Source organism: Pseudomonas sp. MSSRFD41, from assembly GCF_014230245.1.
GTDB lineage: Bacteria > Pseudomonadota > Gammaproteobacteria > Pseudomonadales > Pseudomonadaceae > Aquipseudomonas > Aquipseudomonas piscis.
Genome location: NZ_JACKZK010000023.1, coordinates 25,143 through 43,516 on the forward strand (window position 1 = coordinate 25,143; position 18,374 = coordinate 43,516).

The 18,374-nt window shown below is 66.0% G+C and carries 19 protein-coding genes; 16 read left to right on the forward strand and 3 right to left on the reverse strand.

Going from position 1 to position 18,374, the window contains the following annotated elements:
* Positions 1-86 precede the first annotated feature (86 nt).
* From H7A76_RS25920 to H7A76_RS25945, 6 genes are all read left to right on the forward strand, one after another.
* Positions 87-1,001, forward strand: coding sequence for a LysR family transcriptional regulator (locus tag H7A76_RS25920; RefSeq protein WP_185701141.1), 915 nt, complete (start codon positions 87-89; stop codon positions 999-1,001).
* 148 nt (positions 1,002-1,149) lie between these two features.
* Positions 1,150-2,256, forward strand: a complete 1,107-nt coding sequence (locus tag H7A76_RS25925) for a tartrate dehydrogenase (RefSeq protein ID WP_185701142.1) — start codon at positions 1,150-1,152, stop codon at positions 2,254-2,256.
* 2 nt (positions 2,257-2,258) lie between these two features.
* Positions 2,259-3,707, forward strand: a complete 1,449-nt coding sequence (locus tag H7A76_RS25930; RefSeq protein WP_185701143.1) for an aldehyde dehydrogenase family protein — start codon at positions 2,259-2,261, stop codon at positions 3,705-3,707.
* Positions 3,708-3,752: 45 nt separating this feature from the next.
* Entirely contained in the window at positions 3,753-4,511 is a 759-nt protein-coding gene (locus H7A76_RS25935) for an SDR family oxidoreductase (protein WP_185701144.1), read from the forward strand.
* A gap of 44 nt (positions 4,512-4,555) precedes the next feature.
* Positions 4,556-5,527, forward strand: coding sequence for a cyclase family protein (locus tag H7A76_RS25940; protein WP_185701145.1), 972 nt, complete (start codon positions 4,556-4,558; stop codon positions 5,525-5,527).
* A gap of 84 nt (positions 5,528-5,611) precedes the next feature.
* The gene (locus H7A76_RS25945) at positions 5,612-6,130 is read left to right on the forward strand and encodes a hypothetical protein (RefSeq protein WP_260498080.1); all 519 of its coding nucleotides are present in this window, start codon (positions 5,612-5,614) and stop codon (positions 6,128-6,130) included.
* 4 nt (positions 6,131-6,134) lie between these two features.
* On the opposite strand, the gene H7A76_RS25950 is transcribed toward H7A76_RS25945, so the two are convergent.
* Positions 6,135-6,707 carry a LuxR C-terminal-related transcriptional regulator gene (locus H7A76_RS25950; RefSeq protein ID WP_185701147.1) on the reverse strand — a complete coding sequence of 191 codons (573 nt, stop codon included), beginning with the start codon at positions 6,705-6,707 and terminating at the stop codon, positions 6,135-6,137.
* A 144-nt stretch (positions 6,708-6,851) separates the two neighbouring features.
* Between H7A76_RS25950 and H7A76_RS25955 the strand changes: the two genes are divergently transcribed.
* From H7A76_RS25955 to H7A76_RS26000, 10 genes are all read left to right on the forward strand, one after another.
* The gene (locus tag H7A76_RS25955) at positions 6,852-8,030 is read left to right on the forward strand and encodes an acetyl-CoA acetyltransferase (protein WP_185701148.1); all 1,179 of its coding nucleotides are present in this window, start codon (positions 6,852-6,854) and stop codon (positions 8,028-8,030) included.
* 2 nt (positions 8,031-8,032) lie between these two features.
* The gene (locus tag H7A76_RS25960) at positions 8,033-9,571 is read left to right on the forward strand and encodes a class I adenylate-forming enzyme family protein (RefSeq protein WP_185701149.1); all 1,539 of its coding nucleotides are present in this window, start codon (positions 8,033-8,035) and stop codon (positions 9,569-9,571) included.
* A 44-nt stretch (positions 9,572-9,615) separates the two neighbouring features.
* A complete protein-coding gene (locus tag H7A76_RS25965) occupies positions 9,616-10,947 on the forward strand; it encodes an MFS transporter (RefSeq protein ID WP_185701150.1) in 1,332 nt (443 codons plus the stop codon).
* 135 nt (positions 10,948-11,082) lie between these two features.
* Complete coding sequence (locus H7A76_RS32640) at positions 11,083-12,294, forward strand: PAAR domain-containing protein (RefSeq protein WP_185701151.1); 1,212 nt, start codon at positions 11,083-11,085, stop codon at positions 12,292-12,294.
* Complete coding sequence (locus H7A76_RS25975) at positions 12,291-12,752, forward strand: hypothetical protein (RefSeq protein WP_185701152.1); 462 nt, start codon at positions 12,291-12,293, stop codon at positions 12,750-12,752. Before H7A76_RS32640 ends, H7A76_RS25975 begins: the two co-directional genes overlap by 4 nt.
* A 123-nt stretch (positions 12,753-12,875) precedes the next feature.
* Positions 12,876-13,934: a helix-turn-helix domain-containing protein gene (locus H7A76_RS25980; protein ID WP_185701153.1), complete on the forward strand. Its 1,059-nt coding sequence runs from the start codon at positions 12,876-12,878 to the stop codon at positions 13,932-13,934.
* Between the two features lie 166 nt (positions 13,935-14,100).
* Positions 14,101-14,592 (forward strand): hypothetical protein, encoded by a 492-nt coding sequence (locus tag H7A76_RS25985; protein WP_124421342.1) that lies wholly within the window; start codon positions 14,101-14,103, stop codon positions 14,590-14,592.
* A 74-nt stretch (positions 14,593-14,666) separates the two neighbouring features.
* Positions 14,667-15,224, forward strand: a complete 558-nt coding sequence (locus H7A76_RS25990) for a dihydrofolate reductase family protein (RefSeq protein ID WP_185701154.1) — start codon at positions 14,667-14,669, stop codon at positions 15,222-15,224.
* The gene (locus H7A76_RS25995; RefSeq protein ID WP_185701155.1) at positions 15,217-15,762 is read left to right on the forward strand and encodes a TetR/AcrR family transcriptional regulator; all 546 of its coding nucleotides are present in this window, start codon (positions 15,217-15,219) and stop codon (positions 15,760-15,762) included. Before H7A76_RS25990 ends, H7A76_RS25995 begins: the two co-directional genes overlap by 8 nt.
* 176 nt (positions 15,763-15,938) lie before the next feature.
* On the forward strand, positions 15,939-17,555 hold the full coding sequence (locus H7A76_RS26000) for a serine hydrolase (RefSeq protein WP_185701156.1): 1,617 nt from the start codon (positions 15,939-15,941) through the stop codon (positions 17,553-17,555).
* 28 nt (positions 17,556-17,583) lie between these two features.
* On the opposite strand, the gene H7A76_RS32475 is transcribed toward H7A76_RS26000, so the two are convergent.
* Positions 17,584-17,712, reverse strand: coding sequence for a hypothetical protein (locus H7A76_RS32475; RefSeq protein WP_260498081.1), 129 nt, complete (start codon positions 17,710-17,712; stop codon positions 17,584-17,586).
* Positions 17,713-17,871: 159 nt separating this feature from the next.
* Complete coding sequence (locus H7A76_RS26005; RefSeq protein WP_185701157.1) at positions 17,872-18,321, reverse strand: PTS sugar transporter subunit IIA; 450 nt, start codon at positions 18,319-18,321, stop codon at positions 17,872-17,874.
* Between the last annotated feature and the right edge of the window lie 53 nt (positions 18,322-18,374).

Below are 18,374 nucleotides of genomic sequence, written 5' to 3' on the forward strand. Positions count from 1 at the left end.
GTGTCCAGCCTGGCGGGAAGCTGGCGCAGGTTGCACATCGGCGGGTGACTGCGTAGGTTTCAGCGACTGCGCACAAGGACCCCGCCATGTCTCCGGACCTGACCTCCATCGAGTTGTTCCTCAAGGCCCTGACCCTGGGCAACCTGTCCCGGGCCGCCGAGCAGTCGCACCTGTCGCTGTCGGCCGCCAGCCGCCGGTTGTCCTTGCTGGAGCAGCATTTCAAGGTGGCGCTCCTGGTGCGCACGTCCACCGGAGTGCAGCCCACGCCAGCGGGCCAGGCCCTGGCCGATCACGCGCGGAGCATCCTGCGGGCCGTGGACGTGATGCATGCCGACCTTGCCGACTTCGCCAAGGGGGCCACGGGCCGGGTCAGCCTCTACGCCAACAGTTCGGCCATGAGCCAGGAACTGCCCAGGCAGCTGACCCAATGGAGCGAGCTGCATCCTGGCATTCGCATCGACATTCGCGAGGAGCGCAGTCGCGAGATTCTCCTGGCCGTGCGTGACGGGGTGGCCGACGTCGGCATCGTCACCACCTTGCCTGAGGCGCGGGACCTGTATTTCAAGGCGTATTGTCGCGACCGCCTGTGCCTGATCGTGCCCCAGGGGCATCCGTTCAAGATGAGCCATGCACGCTTCGAGGACCTGTTGGGCTACGACTTCGTCGGCCTGGAGGACAACGCCGCCATTACCCCGCTGATTACCGAGGCTGCCGCCGCCGTGAGCATGCCCTTGCGCCTGCGGGTGCAGGTGCGCAGCTTCGAGGCCGTGTGCCGGCTGATTGCCGCGGGGCAGGGCGTCGGTGTGTTGCCCCAGGGCGCGGTACAGATCTTCCGCAAGGAAATGGACTTGCGTTTTATCGAAATCGATGACCCCTGGGCCGATCGCCAGATGTACTTGTGTCGCCGCCGTGAGCCGCCGTCCCTGGCCAGCCACGCACTGTTCGACTACCTGGCAGGCTTCCAGCAGGACGGGGCAGCGGCCCGTGAGGGCGATCGGTAGCAGCCATCGCTCATCCGGCCTTCGAATTTTTCGAAGGCGGTTTCCGTAATGAGCAATTCCCACTGGCCCGGCTCCGTGGCCAGAATGGGCACGCCTGTCCGCTTGACCTGCCTCGCTAACAACAACACGTCAGACCAGGAGATATGGCTTGTCCAGGATCAATCCCCCTGTAAAACCCGTCCACCGCATCGCGGTGATCGCCGGTGATGGTATCGGCCGCGAAGTGGTGCCCGAAGGCCTGCGGGTGCTCGATGCGGTCGGTCGGCGCTTCGGCATCGATTGGCATTTCGATCATTTCAACTGGTGCAGCGAGCACTACCAGGCCCACGGCAGCATGATGCCCGAGGACTGGGCCGAGCAGATCGGCCATCACGAAGCGATCTTCTTCGGCGCCGTGGGAGCCCCGGATATCGTCCCCGACCATGTGGCGGTCTGGGACTCGCTGCTCAAGATCCGTCGCCAGTTCGACCAGTACGTCAACATCCGCCCCGTGCGCCTGATGCCCGGCGTGCCCTGTCCGCTGGCCGGGCGGGTGCCGGGCGACATCGACTTCATCGTGGTGCGGGAGAACACCGAGGGCGAGTACTCCAGTGTCGGCGGGCGCATGTGGCCGGGTACGCCTCGGGAGATCGCCTTGCAGGAGTCGGTGTTTTCCCGGCATGGCGTCGACCGGGTGCTCGAGTACGCCTTCGAACTGGCCAGCCGCCGGCCTCGGCGCAACCTGGTGGCGGCCACCAAATCCAATGGCATCGCCATCACCATGCCATTCTGGGACGAGCGCCTGGACGCCATCGCCAAGGCCTATCCCGAGGTCGCCAGCCGCAAGTTCCATATCGATATCCTCTGCGCGCACTTCGTCCAGCATCCGGACTGGTTCGATGTGGTGGTGGCCTCCAATCTGTTCGGCGACATCCTTTCCGATCTTGGCCCGGCCTGTACCGGCACCATCGGTATCGCCCCCTCGGCCAACCTCAACCCTGAGCGGCTGTATCCCTCGCTGTTCGAACCCGTGCACGGCTCGGCGCCGGACATCGCCGGGCTGGGCGTGGCCAACCCGATCGGCCAGATCTGGTCGGCAGCGTTGATGATCGAGCACCTGGGGCAGGGCGACGAGCTTTACCAACGGGCGGCCGCCGCCGTCGTACAAAGCATCGAGAGCGTACTCGCAGACGGTCCGCGTACCCGGGAAATGGGCGGTACCGCCAGCACCGTGGAAGTCGGGCGTGCCATCGCCGAATGCCTGGAGGGGAGCTGAACATGCAGCACAGACACTACATCGACAACCAATGGCAGGCCTCGTCCTGGAGCGAGGACATCCCGGTACTGGACCCCAGTAGCGGCGCCACTTATGCCCGCATCGCCCGGGGCACCGCCGAAGATATCGACCTGGCGGTGAGCGCAGCACAGCGGGCCCTGGGGGAGAACTTCGACGGCCCCTGGGGCGCTCTTTCGGCCCTGGAGCGCGGGCGCTTGCTGGCCCGTCTCGGTGCCGCGGTGCTGGAGCACCATGAGCAGTTGGCGCAGATCGAGGCCCGGGATACCGGCAAGGCGCTCAAGGTGGCCCGGGCCGATGCCACGGCCCTGGCGCGCTACTTCGAGTACTACGCCGGCGCTGCCGACAAGCTTCACGGCCAGACCTTGCCCTACCAGGCCGGTTACACCGTGCTGAGCGTGCGCGAGCCCCATGGCGTGACCGGGCACATCATTCCCTGGAACTACCCGATGCAGATCTTCGGGCGCAGCGTCGGCGCGGCCCTGGCCGCAGGCAATGCCTGCGTGATCAAGCCGGCCGAGGACGCCAGCCTGTCCCTGCTGCGGCTGGCGGAACTGGCCGCCGAGGTCGGGTTTCCCAAGGGCACGGTGAACGTGGTCAGCGGTTATGGCCATGAGGCCGGCGCAGCCCTGTGCGCTCATCCCGGGGTGGCGCATATTTCCTTCACCGGCTCTACCGGTACCGGCGCCCTGGTAGCCAAGGCCGCCGCCGAGCGCCATTGCCCGGTGACCCTGGAGCTGGGCGGCAAGTCGCCACAGATCGTCTTCGCCGACGCCGACGTGGAGCGCGCATTACCGGTATTGATCAACGCCATCGTGCAGAACTGCGGGCAAACCTGCTCCGCCGGCAGTCGCCTGCTGGTGGAACGCAGCTTCTACGAGCCCCTGCTGGAGCGCCTGGCCCAGGGTTTCAGCCAGTTGCGCGCCGGCCCCTCGGAGTTGGACCTGGACATGGGGCCGCTGATCAACCAGAAGCAGCTGCGACAGGTGCGTGAGTTCGTGCGCGAAGCCGAGGCCGCGGGGATTCCGGTGGCGGCCCGTGGCGTGGTAGTGCCCGAGGCTGGCAACGCTGGTTTTTTCCAGGAGGCCGTGCTGTTTCGCGATGTACCGGCCGACAGCCGCCTGGCCCGGGAAGAGGTCTTCGGCCCGGTGCTGGCGGTCATGCCTTTCGAGGACGAGGCCCACGCCATCCGCCTGGCCAACGACAGCGCCTTCGGCCTGGTGGCCGGGGTCTGGACCCGTGACGGCGCGCGCCAGATGCGCATGGCCCACAAGCTGCGCTGCGGCCAGGTGTTCATCAACAACTATGGCGCCGGCGGTGGCGTCGAGTTGCCCTTCGGAGGGGTCAAGGCCAGCGGTTATGGCCGGGAAAAGGGCTTCGAGGCACTGCTGGGCTTCACCACCTTGAAGACCATCGCTATCCGTCACGACTGAAAGCCGCCACCGCGGCACACAACAACAAGATCAGGAGTCACTCCCATGCGTCTAGCCAACAAGACAGCCATCGTCACCGGCGCCGGTTCCGGTTTCGGCGAAGGCATCGCCAAGACCTTCGCCCGGCAAGGGGCGCAAGTGATCGTCGCCGACTTGAATGCCACGGGCGGCCAACGGGTGGCGGACGAGATCCGTGCCGCCGGGGGGCAGGCCCATTTCGTCCAGGTCAATGTGGCCGAGGACGCCAGCGTCGCGGCGCTGTTGCGCGACACCCTGGAGCAGTACGGGGGCCTGGATATCGTGGTCAACAACGCCGGCACCACCCACCGCAACCGGCCGATGCTGGAGGTGGACGAGGCCGAGTTCGACCGGGTGTTCGCGGTCAACGTCAAGAGCATTTACCTGAGTGCCAGGCACTTCGTCCCGCATTTTCGCGGGCAGGGTGGCGGGGTGTTCGTCAACATCGCTTCCACCGCGGCGGTCCGGCCGCGGCCCGGGTTGGTCTGGTACAACGGCAGCAAGGGCGCGGTGGTGGTGATCAGCAAGACCATGGCCGCCGAGCTGGGGCCGGACAATATCCGGGTCAATTGCGTCAACCCGGTAGTGGGCGCCACGGCTTTGCTCAGTGAGTTCATGGGCGTGCCGGACACCCCGCAGAACCGCGAGAAATTCATGGCTGGCATCCCCCTGGGACGCTTCTCCACGCCCCAGGACGTGGCCAATGCCTGCCTGTACCTGGCCAGCGATGAGGCGGCCTTCATTACCGGCACCTGCCTTGAAGTCGATGGCGGACGTTGTGTATAGAGAGCATCCGGCGGTACCCACCCAAGCTACGGAGTGCAATCGATATGTGCGGGATCGACAACAACAACCAGCCCAACACCGCGAAACTCCTCGAAGGCCTGCCCAGGAATTGGGGCAAGTGGGGGCCTGACGACGAGGTCGGCGCCCTCAATTACCTGCAGCAGGCCGAGGTGTTGCGTGGCGTTGCCGCGGTGCGCCAGGGCAAGACCTTCACCCTGCAAGTGCAGATCGGCCATCCCGGTGGCGATCCCATGTGGCCGGCGCGCAGCCCGTCCATGCGCTTCAATACCCTGGATCGCAGCCACTACCAGGCCGGCAAGCAGCCCTCGATGACCGGTGGCGCCGAGTACTGCGACGATGTGATCTTCATGCAGTTGCAGGGCTCGACCCAGTACGACGCCCTGGGCCATGCCTGGTACGACAACCAGTTGTGGAACGGTTACGACGCCAACACCACGGTGGGCGGCATGGCCAAGGCCAGCGTGCTGCCGATCGCCGAGCGCGGGATCGTGGGGCGTGCGGTGCTGATCGACATGGCCCGCCACCGGGGCAAGAAGTACCTGGGCCGTGGCGAGACCTTCGACCACCGGGACCTGCTGGCCGCGGCCAAGGCCCAGGGCGTGGCCATCCAGAAGCGCGACATCCTGATCATTCGCACCGGTTCCATGGGTGCCTTCTACGAGTACGGCAAGACTGAGTTCTTCAAGGACCTGGTGGAGCCGGGGCTGACCTACAGCCGTGAGCTGGTGGAATGGTTCGACCAGATGGAGATCCCCAACCTGGTGACCGATACCATCGCCAACGAGGTGATCACCGACCCGGCGTCGGGGGTGCAGATCCCGCTGCACTGCGCATTGATGCGCAACCTGGGCATCGCCTTCACCGAGATCGTGCTGCTCGAGGACCTGGCCGAGGACTGCGCGGCCGATGGCCAGTGGACCTTTCTCTACACCGCCGCGCCGTTGAAGATCGTCGGTGGCAGCGGCGCCCCGGTAAACCCGGTGGTGATCAAGTAGCGCCAGCAAGGTGCTGGAGTCCGGGCGACCAAGGGTTTACCCTGCCGCCCGTTTTCCACCACCGATATGGATTTTCGACCTGTCATGAGCGATACCTGCCCGCCAGACTGTGCCCATTGTTCTCCCGACGTCGCTCATGAAACCGCCCACCGCGCCGTGCTCGATGCCCTGCAAGTCATGGGGGCCCACCCCGAGGCCGACGAGGACCGGATCGTCGAGCTGCTGCAGGAGCGGGGCTATTCGCCAATCGTGGCCGAAAAACTCAACGCCTTCGTGCCTGCGGCCCTGAGCTGGCCCATGCTCAAGCGCCTGGGGGTGGCATCCTTCGCCGGGCATTTCATCGTCTATGACGACAACGACGAAGAGGTACAGGTACCGGTTGCAAGCCAGCATTACTTTACCGCCGCGCTGACCCTGGCCTACTGGACCGTCGAGCAGGGCTTCACCGCCGAGTTGTCCAGCAGCACTTACCAGTTGGTCGCCGGCCGCAGCGCCGAGATGGATGCGGTGAACCAGATCCTGCACGAGGGTGGCAGTGTGCGGGGGGCCAGGGTCGGCCCGTTGCGATTGTTGCGCATCAGTGCCAGCCAGATGCTGGCCTAGCGCCTCAACCGATGAAGATGATCTTCGACACCAGCTCCGCACTGTTCTTGGCCTGAAGTTTCTTCATCAGCCGGGCGCGGTGCACTTCCACGGTGCGATGGGAGATGCCCAGCCGGCGCGCCACTTCCTTGCAGGTCAGGCCATTGACGATATGCAGGGATATCTCCCGTTCGCGTGGGGTCAGGCGGATCGACGGCGCCGGCTGGCGATCCAGGCGCTCGAAGTGCCAGACCATCAGTTCGAACGGGTCCAGCGGGGTCAGGGAGAACCCCTGGGCCCGGGCCCAGAACACCTCGCCATTGCGATGCTGCATGAAGCGTTCGTCGCTGTAGGAGTCGCTGGGGCCGCTGCGCAGCCAGTGTTCGCTGCGCTCGCCAATGCTCTGGTAGTCGGCGTGCGAGGGATACAGGAGCAAGGTCAGGTGGTTACGCAGGTGCTCGCGTTCATAGCCGAACAGGCGAACGAAGGCCTGGTTGCAGTCCAGGATCCGTCGGTGCCCGGTGATCAACTGCGGTGCGGGGGAAACCTGGAAAGCCAGGCGCTCGAGGTCCTGGAATCGCTGGGTATGTAGGGTCATTGGGCATCCTGCCTCAAGGGGGTCAGCGCACTTGCCGCGGGGCGGGCACTACTTACAGAAGTAGGTAGTTGCCCCAACTAGCTTGGGATTCGGGCGCTGGATCATTCTATGGAATCCTCGCTTCAAGGACAGAAGAAAATCACCATGACCCACGATTCCGTATCCATCGTCGCCGCCGCCCACAGTCCTTTCGGTCGCCTGGACGGCCTGAACCTCGAAGACCTGATCGTCAAGGTCACGCGCGAAGCCCTGGCGGACGCCGAGATCGACGCCGCCGAGATCGACGCACTGTTTCTCGGCCACTTCAACTCCGGCCTGGTCCCGGATGGTTTTCCCGCCTCGCTGATGCTCCAGGCCGATCCGCAATTGCGCTTCAAGCCCGCCACCCGCTTCGAGAACGCCTGCGCTTCCGGTTCGGCGGCAATCCAGGCCGGGATCAACGCGATCCGCAGTGGTGCCGCCGAACTGGTGCTGGTGGTGGGGGCGGAGAAAATGACCAGCAACAGTACCGCCGAGGTCACCCGGGCCCTGGCCGGTGCCGGTTACCAGAACGATACGCGGGAGGCTGGCCTGAGCTTCGCCCAGTTGTTCGGCCAGGTGGCGCAGCAGTACACCGAGCGCTACCACAGCCCGCTGGCCTCGATGGCGGCGATCGCGGTGAAGAACCACGCCAACGCCATGGCCAACCCCCTGGCGCAGATGCACCGGTTGATGGACTTCGAACACTGCAACAGCGTCTCCCAGAGCAACCCGCTGATCGCGCCGCCGCTGCGCCTGACCGACTGCTCGCTGATCAGCGACGGTGCGGCGGCGATCGTCCTGGCCTCGTCCCATCGCGCCCGCTCGATGCGGCGCCAGGTAGCGATTCGCGCCATGGTCCAGGTCAACGACCTGCTGCCCATGGCCAGTCGCGATGTGCTGGCCTTCGAGGGGCCGCAGCGGGCGATCCATGGCGCGCTGCGCGAGTCCGGGGTGACCCTGGGCGACCTGAGCTTCGCCGAGGTCCATGACTGCTTCACCATCGCCGAACTGCTGATCTACGAGGCCATGGGCCTGGCGCCCAAGGGCGAAGGGCACCGCGCCATCGACGACGGCATCGTGCGTCAGGGCGGGCGCCTGCCGGTGAACCTGTCCGGCGGGCTCAAGGCCAAGGGGCACCCGGTGGGGGCCACGGGGGTGTCGATGCATGCGCTGGGCTTTGCCCAGCTGGTCGGCGAACCCATTGGCCTGGGCGTGCCCGGCGCGGAATTCGGCCTGCTGTTCAACATGGGCGGCATGGCCGTGGCCAACTATGCCAGCGTGCTGCAAGCGGTCAGGACCTGAGGATGAATATCGCCCAATGGCTGCTCGACGCGGCCCAACGCTGGCCGCAGCGCGCGGCGCTGTTCGAGGGTAGCCGGCAGGTTGCCGACTACCAGGCGTTTGCCGCCAGGGCCCGCGACCGGGCCCTGGAGCTGCGCCAACAGCATGGGATCGTTCCCGGCGAACGGGTGGCGCTGCTGTTGAAGAACAGCTGCGCCTACCTCGAGCTGCTGTACGCCATCTGGTGGAGCGGGGCGGTGGCGGTGCCGATCAACCACAAGCTGCACGCCCTGGAGGCCGCCTGGATCGCCGGCAATGCCGGGGCACGCTTGATCTACACCGACGACGGCCGGGTCTTCGACGGTGCGTCGTTGCCAGAGGGCTGTCGCGAGCTGGCGGTAGCCGCGGCCCTGCCTGCGGAGGCGCCAGGTGCCGAGCTCCTGGAACCCTGCCCGCGACAGGACAGCGACCTGGCCTGGCTGTTCTATACCTCCGGCACCACCGGGCGTTCCAAGGGGGTGATGCTGTCCCACGGCAACCTGCTGGCCATGTCCCTGTGCTACCCGCTGGATGTCGACCCGGTCTCGGCGGACGACGCGGTGGTCTACGCCGCGCCGTTGTCCCATGGCGCCGGGTTGTACAACTTCATCCACGTACGCTGTGGCGCCCGGCACGTGGTGCCGGCGTCCCGGGGCTTCCAGGCGCAGGAGCTGTTCGAGCTGGCGCAGGAGCTGGGACAGGTCAGCCTGTTCGCCGCGCCGACCATGGTCAAGCGCATGGTGGAGCAGGCGCGGCAGCAGGGGTACGCCGGGCAGGGGATCAAGACCATCGTCTACGGCGGCGGCCCGATGTACCTGGCGGACCTGACCGCGGCCCTGGATACCTTCGGCCCACGACTGGTGCAGATCTACGGCCAGGGCGAATGCCCGATGACCATCACCGCCTTGTCCCGGGAGACCATCGCCGACCGTGACCAGGCCGACTGGCCGGCCATCGCCGCTTCGGTCGGGCGGGCCCAGGCCTGCGTCGAAGTGCGGGTCCTGGATGCCTCGGGTCAGCCCCTGGCGCCCGGCGAACCGGGAGAGATCGCCGTGCGCGGGGCGCCGGTGATGCAGGGCTACTGGAACAATCCGCAAGCTACCCAGGCCGCCCTGGTAGACGGTTGGCTGCGTACCGGCGATGTGGGTTTCCTCGATGGGCGGGGTTACCTGACCCTGACCGACCGCTGCAAGGACGTGATCATTTCCGGCGGCAGCAACATCTACCCGCGGGAAGTCGAGGAAGTGCTGATGCAGCACCCCGGCGTGTTCGAGGTCTGCGTGGTAGGCGAGGCCGACGCCGAGTGGGGCGAGTCGGTGGTGGCCTTCGTGGTCGCGCGCTCACCGGCGAGCCTCGATGAACTGGCCCTCGGCCAGTGGTTCGTGGAACGCATGGCCTCGTTCAAGAAGCCGCGCAAGTACCTGTTCTGCGCCGAGCTGCCGAAGAACAGCTACGGCAAGATCCTCAAGACCCGCCTGCGCCAGTGGCTCAAGGACCCTTCCCAGGCCCTGGCCGAGTTCTGACACAAGGTTTTTTCATGGATAGCACCACGACAGGAGTCCCCGACATGGGCGTGCCACCTTCCAACCCCCGGCGCCAGCGGCGCCGGGCCTTCATCGGCGCCACTTCCGGCCACTTGATCGAGTGGTACGACTACGGCGTCTACGGTTTTCTGGCCCTGTACATCGGCAAGGCCTTCTTCGTTTCCGACGACCCCACCAGCAGCCTGCTGGCGAGCTTCGCCGCCTTTGCCCTGAGTTTCTTCATCCGGCCCCTGGGCGGCCTGTGCTTCGGTCCCCTGGCCGACAAGATCGGCCGGCGCAAGACCCTGATCACCGTGCTGGTGCTGATGTCCGCTTCCACCTGCCTGCTGGGCCTGCTGCCGACCTACGCCAGCATCGGTATCGCCGCGCCGATCCTCCTGATCCTGATCCGCTGCGTGCAGGGCTTCTCCGCCGGGGGCGAGATCGGCACCATCACCAGCTTCATTTCCGAGTACGCCGGCCCGGGCCGCCGGGGTTTCGCCACCTGCTGGCTGATGGTCACCGCCGTGCTCGGGCTGTTGCTGGGCGGTGCGGTGGCCAATGGCATGACCTGGACCCTGGGCGCCGAGGTGATGCAGGACTGGGGCTGGCGTATCCCGTTCCTGATCGCCGGGCCATTGGGCGTGATCTCGCTGTACATCCGCCTGAAGCTGGAGGACAGCCCGGAGTTCCTGGCCCTGGTCGAAGCGGGGCAGACATCCAAGGCGCCGCTGCGCGAGGTCTGGCAGTGGAAGCGGGCGATCGCCCTGGTGTTCTTCATCATTACCCTGCACAGCTCGATCTTCTACCTGGTGCTGACGTTCGCCTCGACCTACATGTCCAACACCTTGAAGTTCGACAGCGGCACCACCTTGCTCTACGTGTTCGTCGCCAGCCTTGCCGCGGCGCTGGTGATGCCTTTCGGCGGCGCCTTCACCGACCGCTACGGGCGCAAGCCGTTCCTGATGGTGATCGGCGTGCTGGCGACCCTGGCCATGTACTGGTTCTTCAAGGCCGCGCCCACGGCAACGCCGGCTACGTTGTTCTGGCCGTTGATGGCGGTGGCGATCCTGTTCGGCTTGTATGCCTCCTCGACCTACGCGCTGATGAGCGAGTTGCTGCCGACGCGCGTCCGTTCCACCGGCATCGCGGTGGCCTACAACATCCCGGTGGCGGCGTTCGGTGGCAGTGCACCGCTGATTTCCACCTGGCTGATCAAGGTCACCGGCGACATCAGTGCGCCCTGGTACTTCTACGTGGCGACCGGGGTCGCTTCGCTGCTGGCCCTGGTGATCCTGCACCAGGAAGACTTCGTCGCCTGTACCCACGGTGCCCGTGAACAGCCGCGGCCGGCTTCTCGATTGCTGGCCAATTGAGGATATTGCCCACGGTTTTGCCAACGACTGCTTGAATTCACTTCGTGCCGGCGTGGCCAAGGCGCAAATACCACTAGGCTCTGGCGAGGCTCATATCCCGGGCCTTCAGGGCGGCAAGGGAGTCGGATAGACGCAATGGATGCATTGGCCGCAGCACGCCTTGGCGATGAAATCGCCCACGGTTTCGGGGTCGCGGCCATGGTGGCCGGGGCGGTGGCCGGTGCCTTGATCGGCGCGGCGATCATCGCCGCCACGGCGGCCACCGGCGGGGTGGCGGCGGTGATCCTCGCCGGTTCGATCGCCGCCGGCGGCCTGTCGATGTTCCAGATCGTCAAGGGCCTGAGCACCCTCTTCAACCTGCCCGAGCCCACCACGGGGGTGCTGGTGGAGGGCAGCTTCAATGTCTATATCAACCGGCGCCAGGCGATGCGCGCCGGCCAGGACAGTTCATCCTCGTGCAATGGCCTGCCGTTCAACCATCCGCCCTGGCCGTTTCCGGTGCTGATCGCCGAAGGCAGCGCCAAGGTCACCATCAACGGCAAGCCCGCTGCGCGACTGCAAAGCAAGATGGTCTGTGGCGCGCATATCAAGAGCGGCAGCCAGAACACCCTGATCGGTGGTCCGAGCGTGCAGGTGGTGTTTGTCTTCGACCTCGAAGGCTGGATGCATACCGGCTTGGAGCTGCTGGGGCTGGGGGCGTTGATCGGGGCCGGGGTCCTGGCGGCTTTCGCCGGTCTTGCGGCCTTTGCCGGATTCGCCGCGCTGACCGCTGCGGGATTCCTCGGCATGGCCTTGCTGGGCGATCTGGGCGACCGCCTCGGTCCAGGTTACCGCGACCTGTTGCAAGGCGCGGCGGGCATGCTGTTGCTGGGGCTGGGGCCGAAGATGGCCGGGGGCAAGCGGCCGCCACCGCCTGCCGAAGCCTCGGTGTATCACGTCACTGACAGTCCGAAGAAGATCGACGGCGTGCTCAGCGGCATCGATCCGAAGTACCTCAACCCCAACAGCCGTTTCGGCGCGGCCTTCTACGTCGGCGAGAGCCCCAGCACACCCTTGGCCGAAATGGCCCACCACGGCGTCAAGCCGACCCATGGGATCCGTTTCAAGGTCGATGCCAGCAAGGCCAAGGTCCTGGACCTCACCGATCCGGCGATCGCCAAGGAGTGGGGCTACAACGGTGGCCCCATCACCTCCAAGACCCAACAGATCGGCATGGACGCCAAGGACCAGGGCTACAATGTGATCCGCTTCGGTTCCGAGCGCGACCCTGGTGGGGTCAACCAGGCGGTGCTGGACAATTTCAACGAAATCCTTACTCCCCAGATAGTCACTCCGGTAGAACCATGAAGTTTTATTTGTACACCTACGTTTGCGCCGACTGCGGCCACCGCTTCAAGGCTCCCGAGGTCATGCCCGGCAGTTATGGTGAATTCCTGATGCGCAGCATCAACGGTGAGACGGTATGGCTCGATGGGCCGAACGACGAAACCTATAGCGAGGTCGATGGGTTGCTGGAGCAGTTGCTGCAAGGGCAGGGCGTCAGTGCCACGCGCCGTGCCGACCTGCTGCGCCGGGTGTTCGGCGTGGCCTGCGACCCCGACTCCCAGGGGCAGCCCTTCAGCCTGCTGATCAAGCCCAGGTGCGGTCAGTGTGCCAGCGTGAACATGGACTACTGGGAGGGCACCGAGCCACCGGAGTACGTCGATCGCGATTTTGCGCCGGTGCAGCATCGCCAGTGGCGGCAGTTGAGCCAGGCACAGAAGCTCGACCTGCTGCGCCAGATGTTGCCGGCGCCCAGGCCCTAGGCCGGCGCCACAGGCCGTACGTCGCGACCAGTCGGCAAGGGCCGCGGTCCTGGTTTATGGTGTGCGACGGCGCTGGACCCGCCCGGGTCCGGCAGCCTGAGCCTCCAGCCAGGGACAGCGGCCTTGAACCCCCATCTTTTTCATTTCTCCAGCCAGGCCTATCCGCCGGCGCAACGCTTCGAAGTGTGGCGCGACGAGGTCAACGCGATCTTCCAGATCGGTATCGAGCAGGCGCTGGCGCCGCGCTTCAACTACCAGTTGAGCACCGGCTACGCGGGCTCGATCCTGATCGGTTGCGGCTCCTGGGTCGGGGCTGGCGAGCCGGTGGCCTATGGTGTCCGCCGCCCGCAGCAGATGATTCGCCGCGATGGCCTGGACCACCTGTACCTCTGCCTGGGATTGAACCATTCGTTGCACGGCATGGCTGGCCGGACCCCATTGCAGGCCGGGCCTTCGAGCATCTATGTGCTGGACCTGGCCCGCGAGCTGGACTCGCAGATCATTGCAGGCGACACGGTGATCCTGACCCTGGCCCGGGACCTGCTGAGCCCACGCATCCGCGCCGCCAACCTGCACGGCAGCCTGGTCCAGGGCCCCTTGGGCAGCCTGCTGGGTGACTACCTGCGTAGCTTGCGCCGGCAGTTGCCGCTGCTGCGTGGCGAGGAGCTGGTGGAGGTCGAGCAGGCGACCCTGGCCATGGTCACGGCGGCGCTGGCGCCCAGTGCCCAGAGCCTGGCGGAGGCCGAGGGACCGATCAATCGCACGTTGTTGCAGCGGGTGCGGCGGTTCATCGAGGCGCACCTGCGCTCGGCCGAGCTGAGCCCGCAGCTGATCTGTCGCGAGGTGGGCATTTCCCGGGCCCAGTTGTACCGGCTGTTCGCCGAGGAGTCGGGCGTGGTCGCCTATATCCAGCAGTGCCGCCTGGACCGGGTGCGGCGGATTCTGGAAAGCCCCCTTGGCGCCCACCAGCGTATCTCGGCCCTGGCCTTCGACCATGGCTTCAAGAGTGAGTCGCACTTCAGCCGGGTGTTTCGCCAGGCCTTCGGCTATTCACCCCGGGATGCCCGGGACCGGCGCCCGGCCACGCTACCTGCCAAGGCTGGAGCCGTGAGCGTCGAAGGCCCGGGATCGCTGCTCGAGGTACTTGATCGACTCGACACCCAGGCGCGTTTGAGACGCTGAGCACAGTGTTGGAGACCCACAGGACAATCGGCCCCGAGGGCCGCTGATAGCATCTTTTTCGCCCATTCCCCAGGCCGGGCCGCGCCGTGCGGCCGACCGCGAAAGGAATCCCCTAGGTGAGCCGTTCATGGGACATGAAGGCTCCTGGATACGTGAAGAGGATGTTATGAAACTTCGACTGATGTGCATCGCCACCCTGGCCCTGGTCTCTGCATGCAATGGCAATGGCGGCCTGAATATCCCTGGCATGGCCCAGGGCACCGGACCCCAGGCGCAGATCTACGATGCATCGTTCGCCAAGCGCAACTTCGTGGTCGGCAAGACTTCGCTGGACGATGTGCAACGCCTGTGCGGCGATACCCCGGAAAAGCGCTATGCCTCCGATGGCAGCGAGTACTGGACCTACCGCAGCGATGTGAACAGCGGCGGCTATGCACCCGGGCGCTCGACCATGCAGCAGATGCTCGCCAAGGCCTGGAGCCATGTGCCGTCCAATGAGGTGACCGGCGCCGCGGCCAACGAATACAACCTGGCCACGGGGGGCAACGGAGTGGTGGCCGGCATGACCAACCAGCTCATGGGCAAGCCCACTGGCCCGGCGCACATGCTGCAGCTGTACTTCAAGCAAGGCGTGTTGCAGTCCTACAGCTTGAATTGAGGTCGCTGCTTGCCAGGCTGCCCCGGGAGTGAATTATCATACGCCGTATGTTTATTCCCCAGAGGCACCGCGACATGGCATTCGGCAAGGTATTCATCGCCACTTCGGTGGACGGCTTCATCGCCCGCGACGATGGCAGCATCGATTGGCTGCCGCCTGGTGAACCTGGGGAAGACCATGGTTATGCGGCCTTCATCGACTCGGTGGATGGCATCGTCATGGGGCGCAGCACCTACGACACGGTGCTGGGGTTCGAGCCCTGGCCGTTCACCAAACCAGTGGTGGTGATGAGCCGCACCCTGGACCCCGCCGATGTGCCGGCGCACCTGGCCGATCGGGTGCGCATCAGTGGTGCCGAACCGGTGCAACTGGTGGCGCAGTTGCAGGCCGAGGGCTGGCGCCAGGCCTATATCGATGGCGGTATGTTGATCCGGGCCTTTCTCCGGGAGGGGCTGATCGGCGAGATGGTCCTGACCCGGGTGCCGGTGCTGATCGGCAGTGGCCGGCCGTTGTTCGGTCCCCTGGAGCAGGACCTGCGCCTGCACTGCCTCGATACCCGGCAATACGCCAATGGCCTGGTCAGCAGCCGCTACCGCGTGCAATCCCCATCCCGGGGCGATCGCCATGACTGAGGTACGCAAGCGCAGCGGGCGCCCGGCTGCCGGCCGGGCCCTGAACCTGGACCAGGTGCTGGACTGCGCCCTGGTATTGCTCGAGGAGCTGGGCCCCCAAGGCTTCGGGATCCGCGCCCTGGCCCGGCAACTGGGCATCACCCCGATGTCGGTGGCTTACCACGTGGGCGACCAGCAGCAATTGCTGCGCCTGCTGGTGGAGCGGGTGCATGGCGTGCCGCTGCCCGAGCCGGCGGCGCAGGCCGCGCCGATGGAGCGGGTCCGATGGCTGCTCGGGCACTACATGGACCGGGTGCGCCGGCACCCGGCGCTGACGTTGTGTGTCCTCGGCGATCCGCAGCTGTTCGGCGGCTCGCTGGCAGCCTTCAGCGACCAACTGCGTGTTGAAGTGCAGCGCTTCGACGCCGAGCCCGAGCTGCTGTTCGATCTGCTGGTGGACTACACCCACGGCCACGCCCTGGCGCTGGCCTTGGCCGGGGAGGGCGCGCCACCGCTTGCCGGGGCCTTCGAGGCCGGCCTGCGGCGCCTGTTGCGCTGAGGCCCAGGCGTGACCGGGAGCGGCCGTTCCTGGCACGGGTGTCTGGCCTGCGCATCGATGCACTCTTCTTCACAGAAAATCACTGAGTTGCGACAGATTGCAACGGATGCCCTGGGGATACTGGCCAGGCTCCGAAGGAGCATGAAGGACCGCCACGTGAGAAGAGGAAGACATCCATGCGTTCAATGCTTGCAACCTTGTTGCTCTCCCTGGGGAGCACGACGCTGGCCAATGCCGCGGCGACCCCGGCGTTTGACCAGGTGTTCCGCGATTTGAAGCCGGACCAGCCCGGCTGCGCTGCCGGGGTCATGCGTGATGGCAAGGTTATCTGGAGTGCCGGTTACGGCATCGCCAACCTGCAGACCGGTGCGCCGATCAGGACCGATACTCTCTTCAACCTGGCCTCGGTGTCCAAGCAGTTCACCGCCTTCGCCATACTCCAGCTCGAGGCCCAGGGGCGCCTGAGCCTGGACGATTCGGTCCGGCGCTTCTTCCCCGAGTTGCCGGTGTACGCCCAGGACATCAAGATCCGCCACCTGCTGCACCACACCTCGGGCCTGCAGGACTACATGTTCCTGGCCGAACTGGCCGGCATCGGCTACTCCCAGCGCTTCACCCAGCAGCAGGCGCTGCAGATGCTGTTCAAGCAGAACACCGCGATGTTCCCGTCCGGGGTCGAGTTCAGCTACAGCAACAGCGGCTACATGCTGCTGTCCAGTATCGTCGAGCGGGCTTCGGGCATGCCGCTGAAGAACTTCTCCCAGGCCCATATCTTCAAGCCTCTGGGCATGACCCGCACGAGCATCGTCGACCAGTACCCGCTGCAATTGCCGAACCTGGCCGAGAGCTACGAGCAGGACCCCAAGACCAAGGCCTACCAGTTCGCGGATGTGCGCTGGGAGCAGACCGGCGATGGCCAGGTGCATAGCACCGTGGTGGATGTGATGCGCTGGATGCGCAACTTGTCCACCGGGCAGGTAGGAGGCCAGGCGCTGGTGGGCAAAATGCGCCAGACCGAGCCGTTGGCCGACGGCGATCCCGGCTACTACGGCATGGGTGTCGGCATCACGCGTTATCGCGGGTTCGATGAGGTCTCCCACAGCGGTGGCTGGGCCGGCTATAACACCCATGTCGCCTGGTACCCGAAGATGGAGCTGGCCACCGTGGTGCTGTGCAATTCGCCGGTCCCGGATGCTTCGGCGCGTGGCTATGCGCTGATGGACGCGGTGCTGGGCTCGCCCAATCCGTCCCCGGGTCACGATATCCCGCCACCGGTACCCAGCATCAGGGCCGTTCCACCGGCTCCGTTGAACACCCTGGTGGCCGGTACCTACCTCGACGACTCGGGGCATCAGTTCCAGCTGCAACGCACCGGCAACGGCTTCAAGCTGGACACCTTCTCGCAGTCCCTGGCGTTGTCCAGGTTGAGCGATCACCTGCTGGCCGCCGATAACGACGGCTCGCCGATCTACCTGGCCGCGACCAGAGGCGCGCGCATCGTCTCCACCAACCCGGCCTCGACCTATACCCTGGCTGCGGCGTGGAAACCTGCGGACCTGCAGCGCTATGTGGGCCGCTACCAGCTAAGGACCACGCCCGGGCAGCTCGAGGTGTTCCTGCGCCAGGGCAGGCTGTACATCCGCACCGGCGAGCAGAGCTACCCAATGCAGCCGTTGGCGCTGGAGCGTTTCCGTGCCGGCGACCTGGGGGTGATCCGCTTCGAGCAGGATGGCCAGGTGCTGACCAGCAGCCTGGCGCGCAACCTGCGCTTCGTGCGCGCCAGGGCCAAGTGACCCTGGGGACTGCCGGCCGGCGCATCCCTCAGATGCGCCGGCTGCGCACCAGCAGCCAGGGCGGATAGCAGCCGCCCACCTGGATTTCGTGTTCCGTTCCGGCGCCAGTCAGTTGCTTGAATAGGCGGCGCTTGGAAAGCGGCTCGGGTTCTGCCACCTCGGTGGCCTGCCTGGTGTCCGGGCAAAGGGCCGTCCTGGAACTGCGTCACCACCTGTTCCGGCGCCATGGAGGCGCTTTCATCGCCGCGCCGGGCCGTTCGGCCAGCGCCATGCATCTTCATGGAGCGCTTGCAGGAGCCGGGCCGAGGCCGGGCGGTTACCAGCGGTCGAACAGGCACTTGACCTGATGAGCATCGTTGCAGCCGTGCAGGGCTTGCCGAAAACGCTGGTCGGCGAACAGCCGGGCAGTTTCGGCCAAGAGGTCCAGGTGCGACTGCTCGGCGGGAGCCGGCACCAGCAGCACCAGGATGTCGCGCACCGGCTGCTGGTCGGGGGCGGCGAAGGCCATGGGCGCCTGGGGGCGCAGATACAGGACATGGATCGCGTCCAGTGCCTCCAGCCGCGCATGGGGCAGGGCTACGCCCGCGCCGATGGCGGTACTGCCGGCCTCCTCGCGACGGGCCAGGCTCGCGGCCACCCAGTCGCCCGGCAACTGCCAGGTATGTTGCATATGCTGGCCGATCTGCTGGAACAACCGGTGCTTGTTCGACGGATTGACGGCAAGGAGGATGTCCTCCTCCTGCAGGTGCATGGCCAAGTTACCCATGGGCTTCTCCAGGACAGGCGGGCGCCAGCGGCCCGGCTCAGCTTCCATTCAAG

Coding starts and splice junctions, on each gene's coding strand:
- H7A76_RS25920 (WP_185701141.1), top strand. CDS start 87: ATGTCTCCGGACCTGACCTCCATCGAGTTGTTCCTCAAGGCCCTGACC.
- H7A76_RS25930 (WP_185701143.1), top strand. CDS start 2,259: ATGCAGCACAGACACTACATCGACAACCAATGGCAGGCCTCGTCCTGG.
- H7A76_RS25935 (WP_185701144.1), top strand. CDS start 3,753: ATGCGTCTAGCCAACAAGACAGCCATCGTCACCGGCGCCGGTTCCGGT.
- H7A76_RS25940 (WP_185701145.1), top strand. CDS start 4,556: ATGTGCGGGATCGACAACAACAACCAGCCCAACACCGCGAAACTCCTC.
- H7A76_RS25945 (WP_260498080.1), top strand. CDS start 5,612: ATGAGCGATACCTGCCCGCCAGACTGTGCCCATTGTTCTCCCGACGTC.
- H7A76_RS25950 (WP_185701147.1), bottom strand. CDS start 6,707: ATGACCCTACATACCCAGCGATTCCAGGACCTCGAGCGCCTGGCTTTC.
- H7A76_RS25955 (WP_185701148.1), top strand. CDS start 6,852: ATGACCCACGATTCCGTATCCATCGTCGCCGCCGCCCACAGTCCTTTC.
- H7A76_RS25960 (WP_185701149.1), top strand. CDS start 8,033: ATGAATATCGCCCAATGGCTGCTCGACGCGGCCCAACGCTGGCCGCAG.
- H7A76_RS25965 (WP_185701150.1), top strand. CDS start 9,616: ATGGGCGTGCCACCTTCCAACCCCCGGCGCCAGCGGCGCCGGGCCTTC.
- H7A76_RS32640 (WP_185701151.1), top strand. CDS start 11,083: ATGGATGCATTGGCCGCAGCACGCCTTGGCGATGAAATCGCCCACGGT.
- H7A76_RS25975 (WP_185701152.1), top strand. CDS start 12,291: ATGAAGTTTTATTTGTACACCTACGTTTGCGCCGACTGCGGCCACCGC.
- H7A76_RS25985 (WP_124421342.1), top strand. CDS start 14,101: ATGAAACTTCGACTGATGTGCATCGCCACCCTGGCCCTGGTCTCTGCA.
- H7A76_RS25990 (WP_185701154.1), top strand. CDS start 14,667: ATGGCATTCGGCAAGGTATTCATCGCCACTTCGGTGGACGGCTTCATC.
- H7A76_RS25995 (WP_185701155.1), top strand. CDS start 15,217: ATGACTGAGGTACGCAAGCGCAGCGGGCGCCCGGCTGCCGGCCGGGCC.
- H7A76_RS26000 (WP_185701156.1), top strand. CDS start 15,939: ATGCGTTCAATGCTTGCAACCTTGTTGCTCTCCCTGGGGAGCACGACG.
- H7A76_RS26005 (WP_185701157.1), bottom strand. CDS start 18,321: ATGGGTAACTTGGCCATGCACCTGCAGGAGGAGGACATCCTCCTTGCC.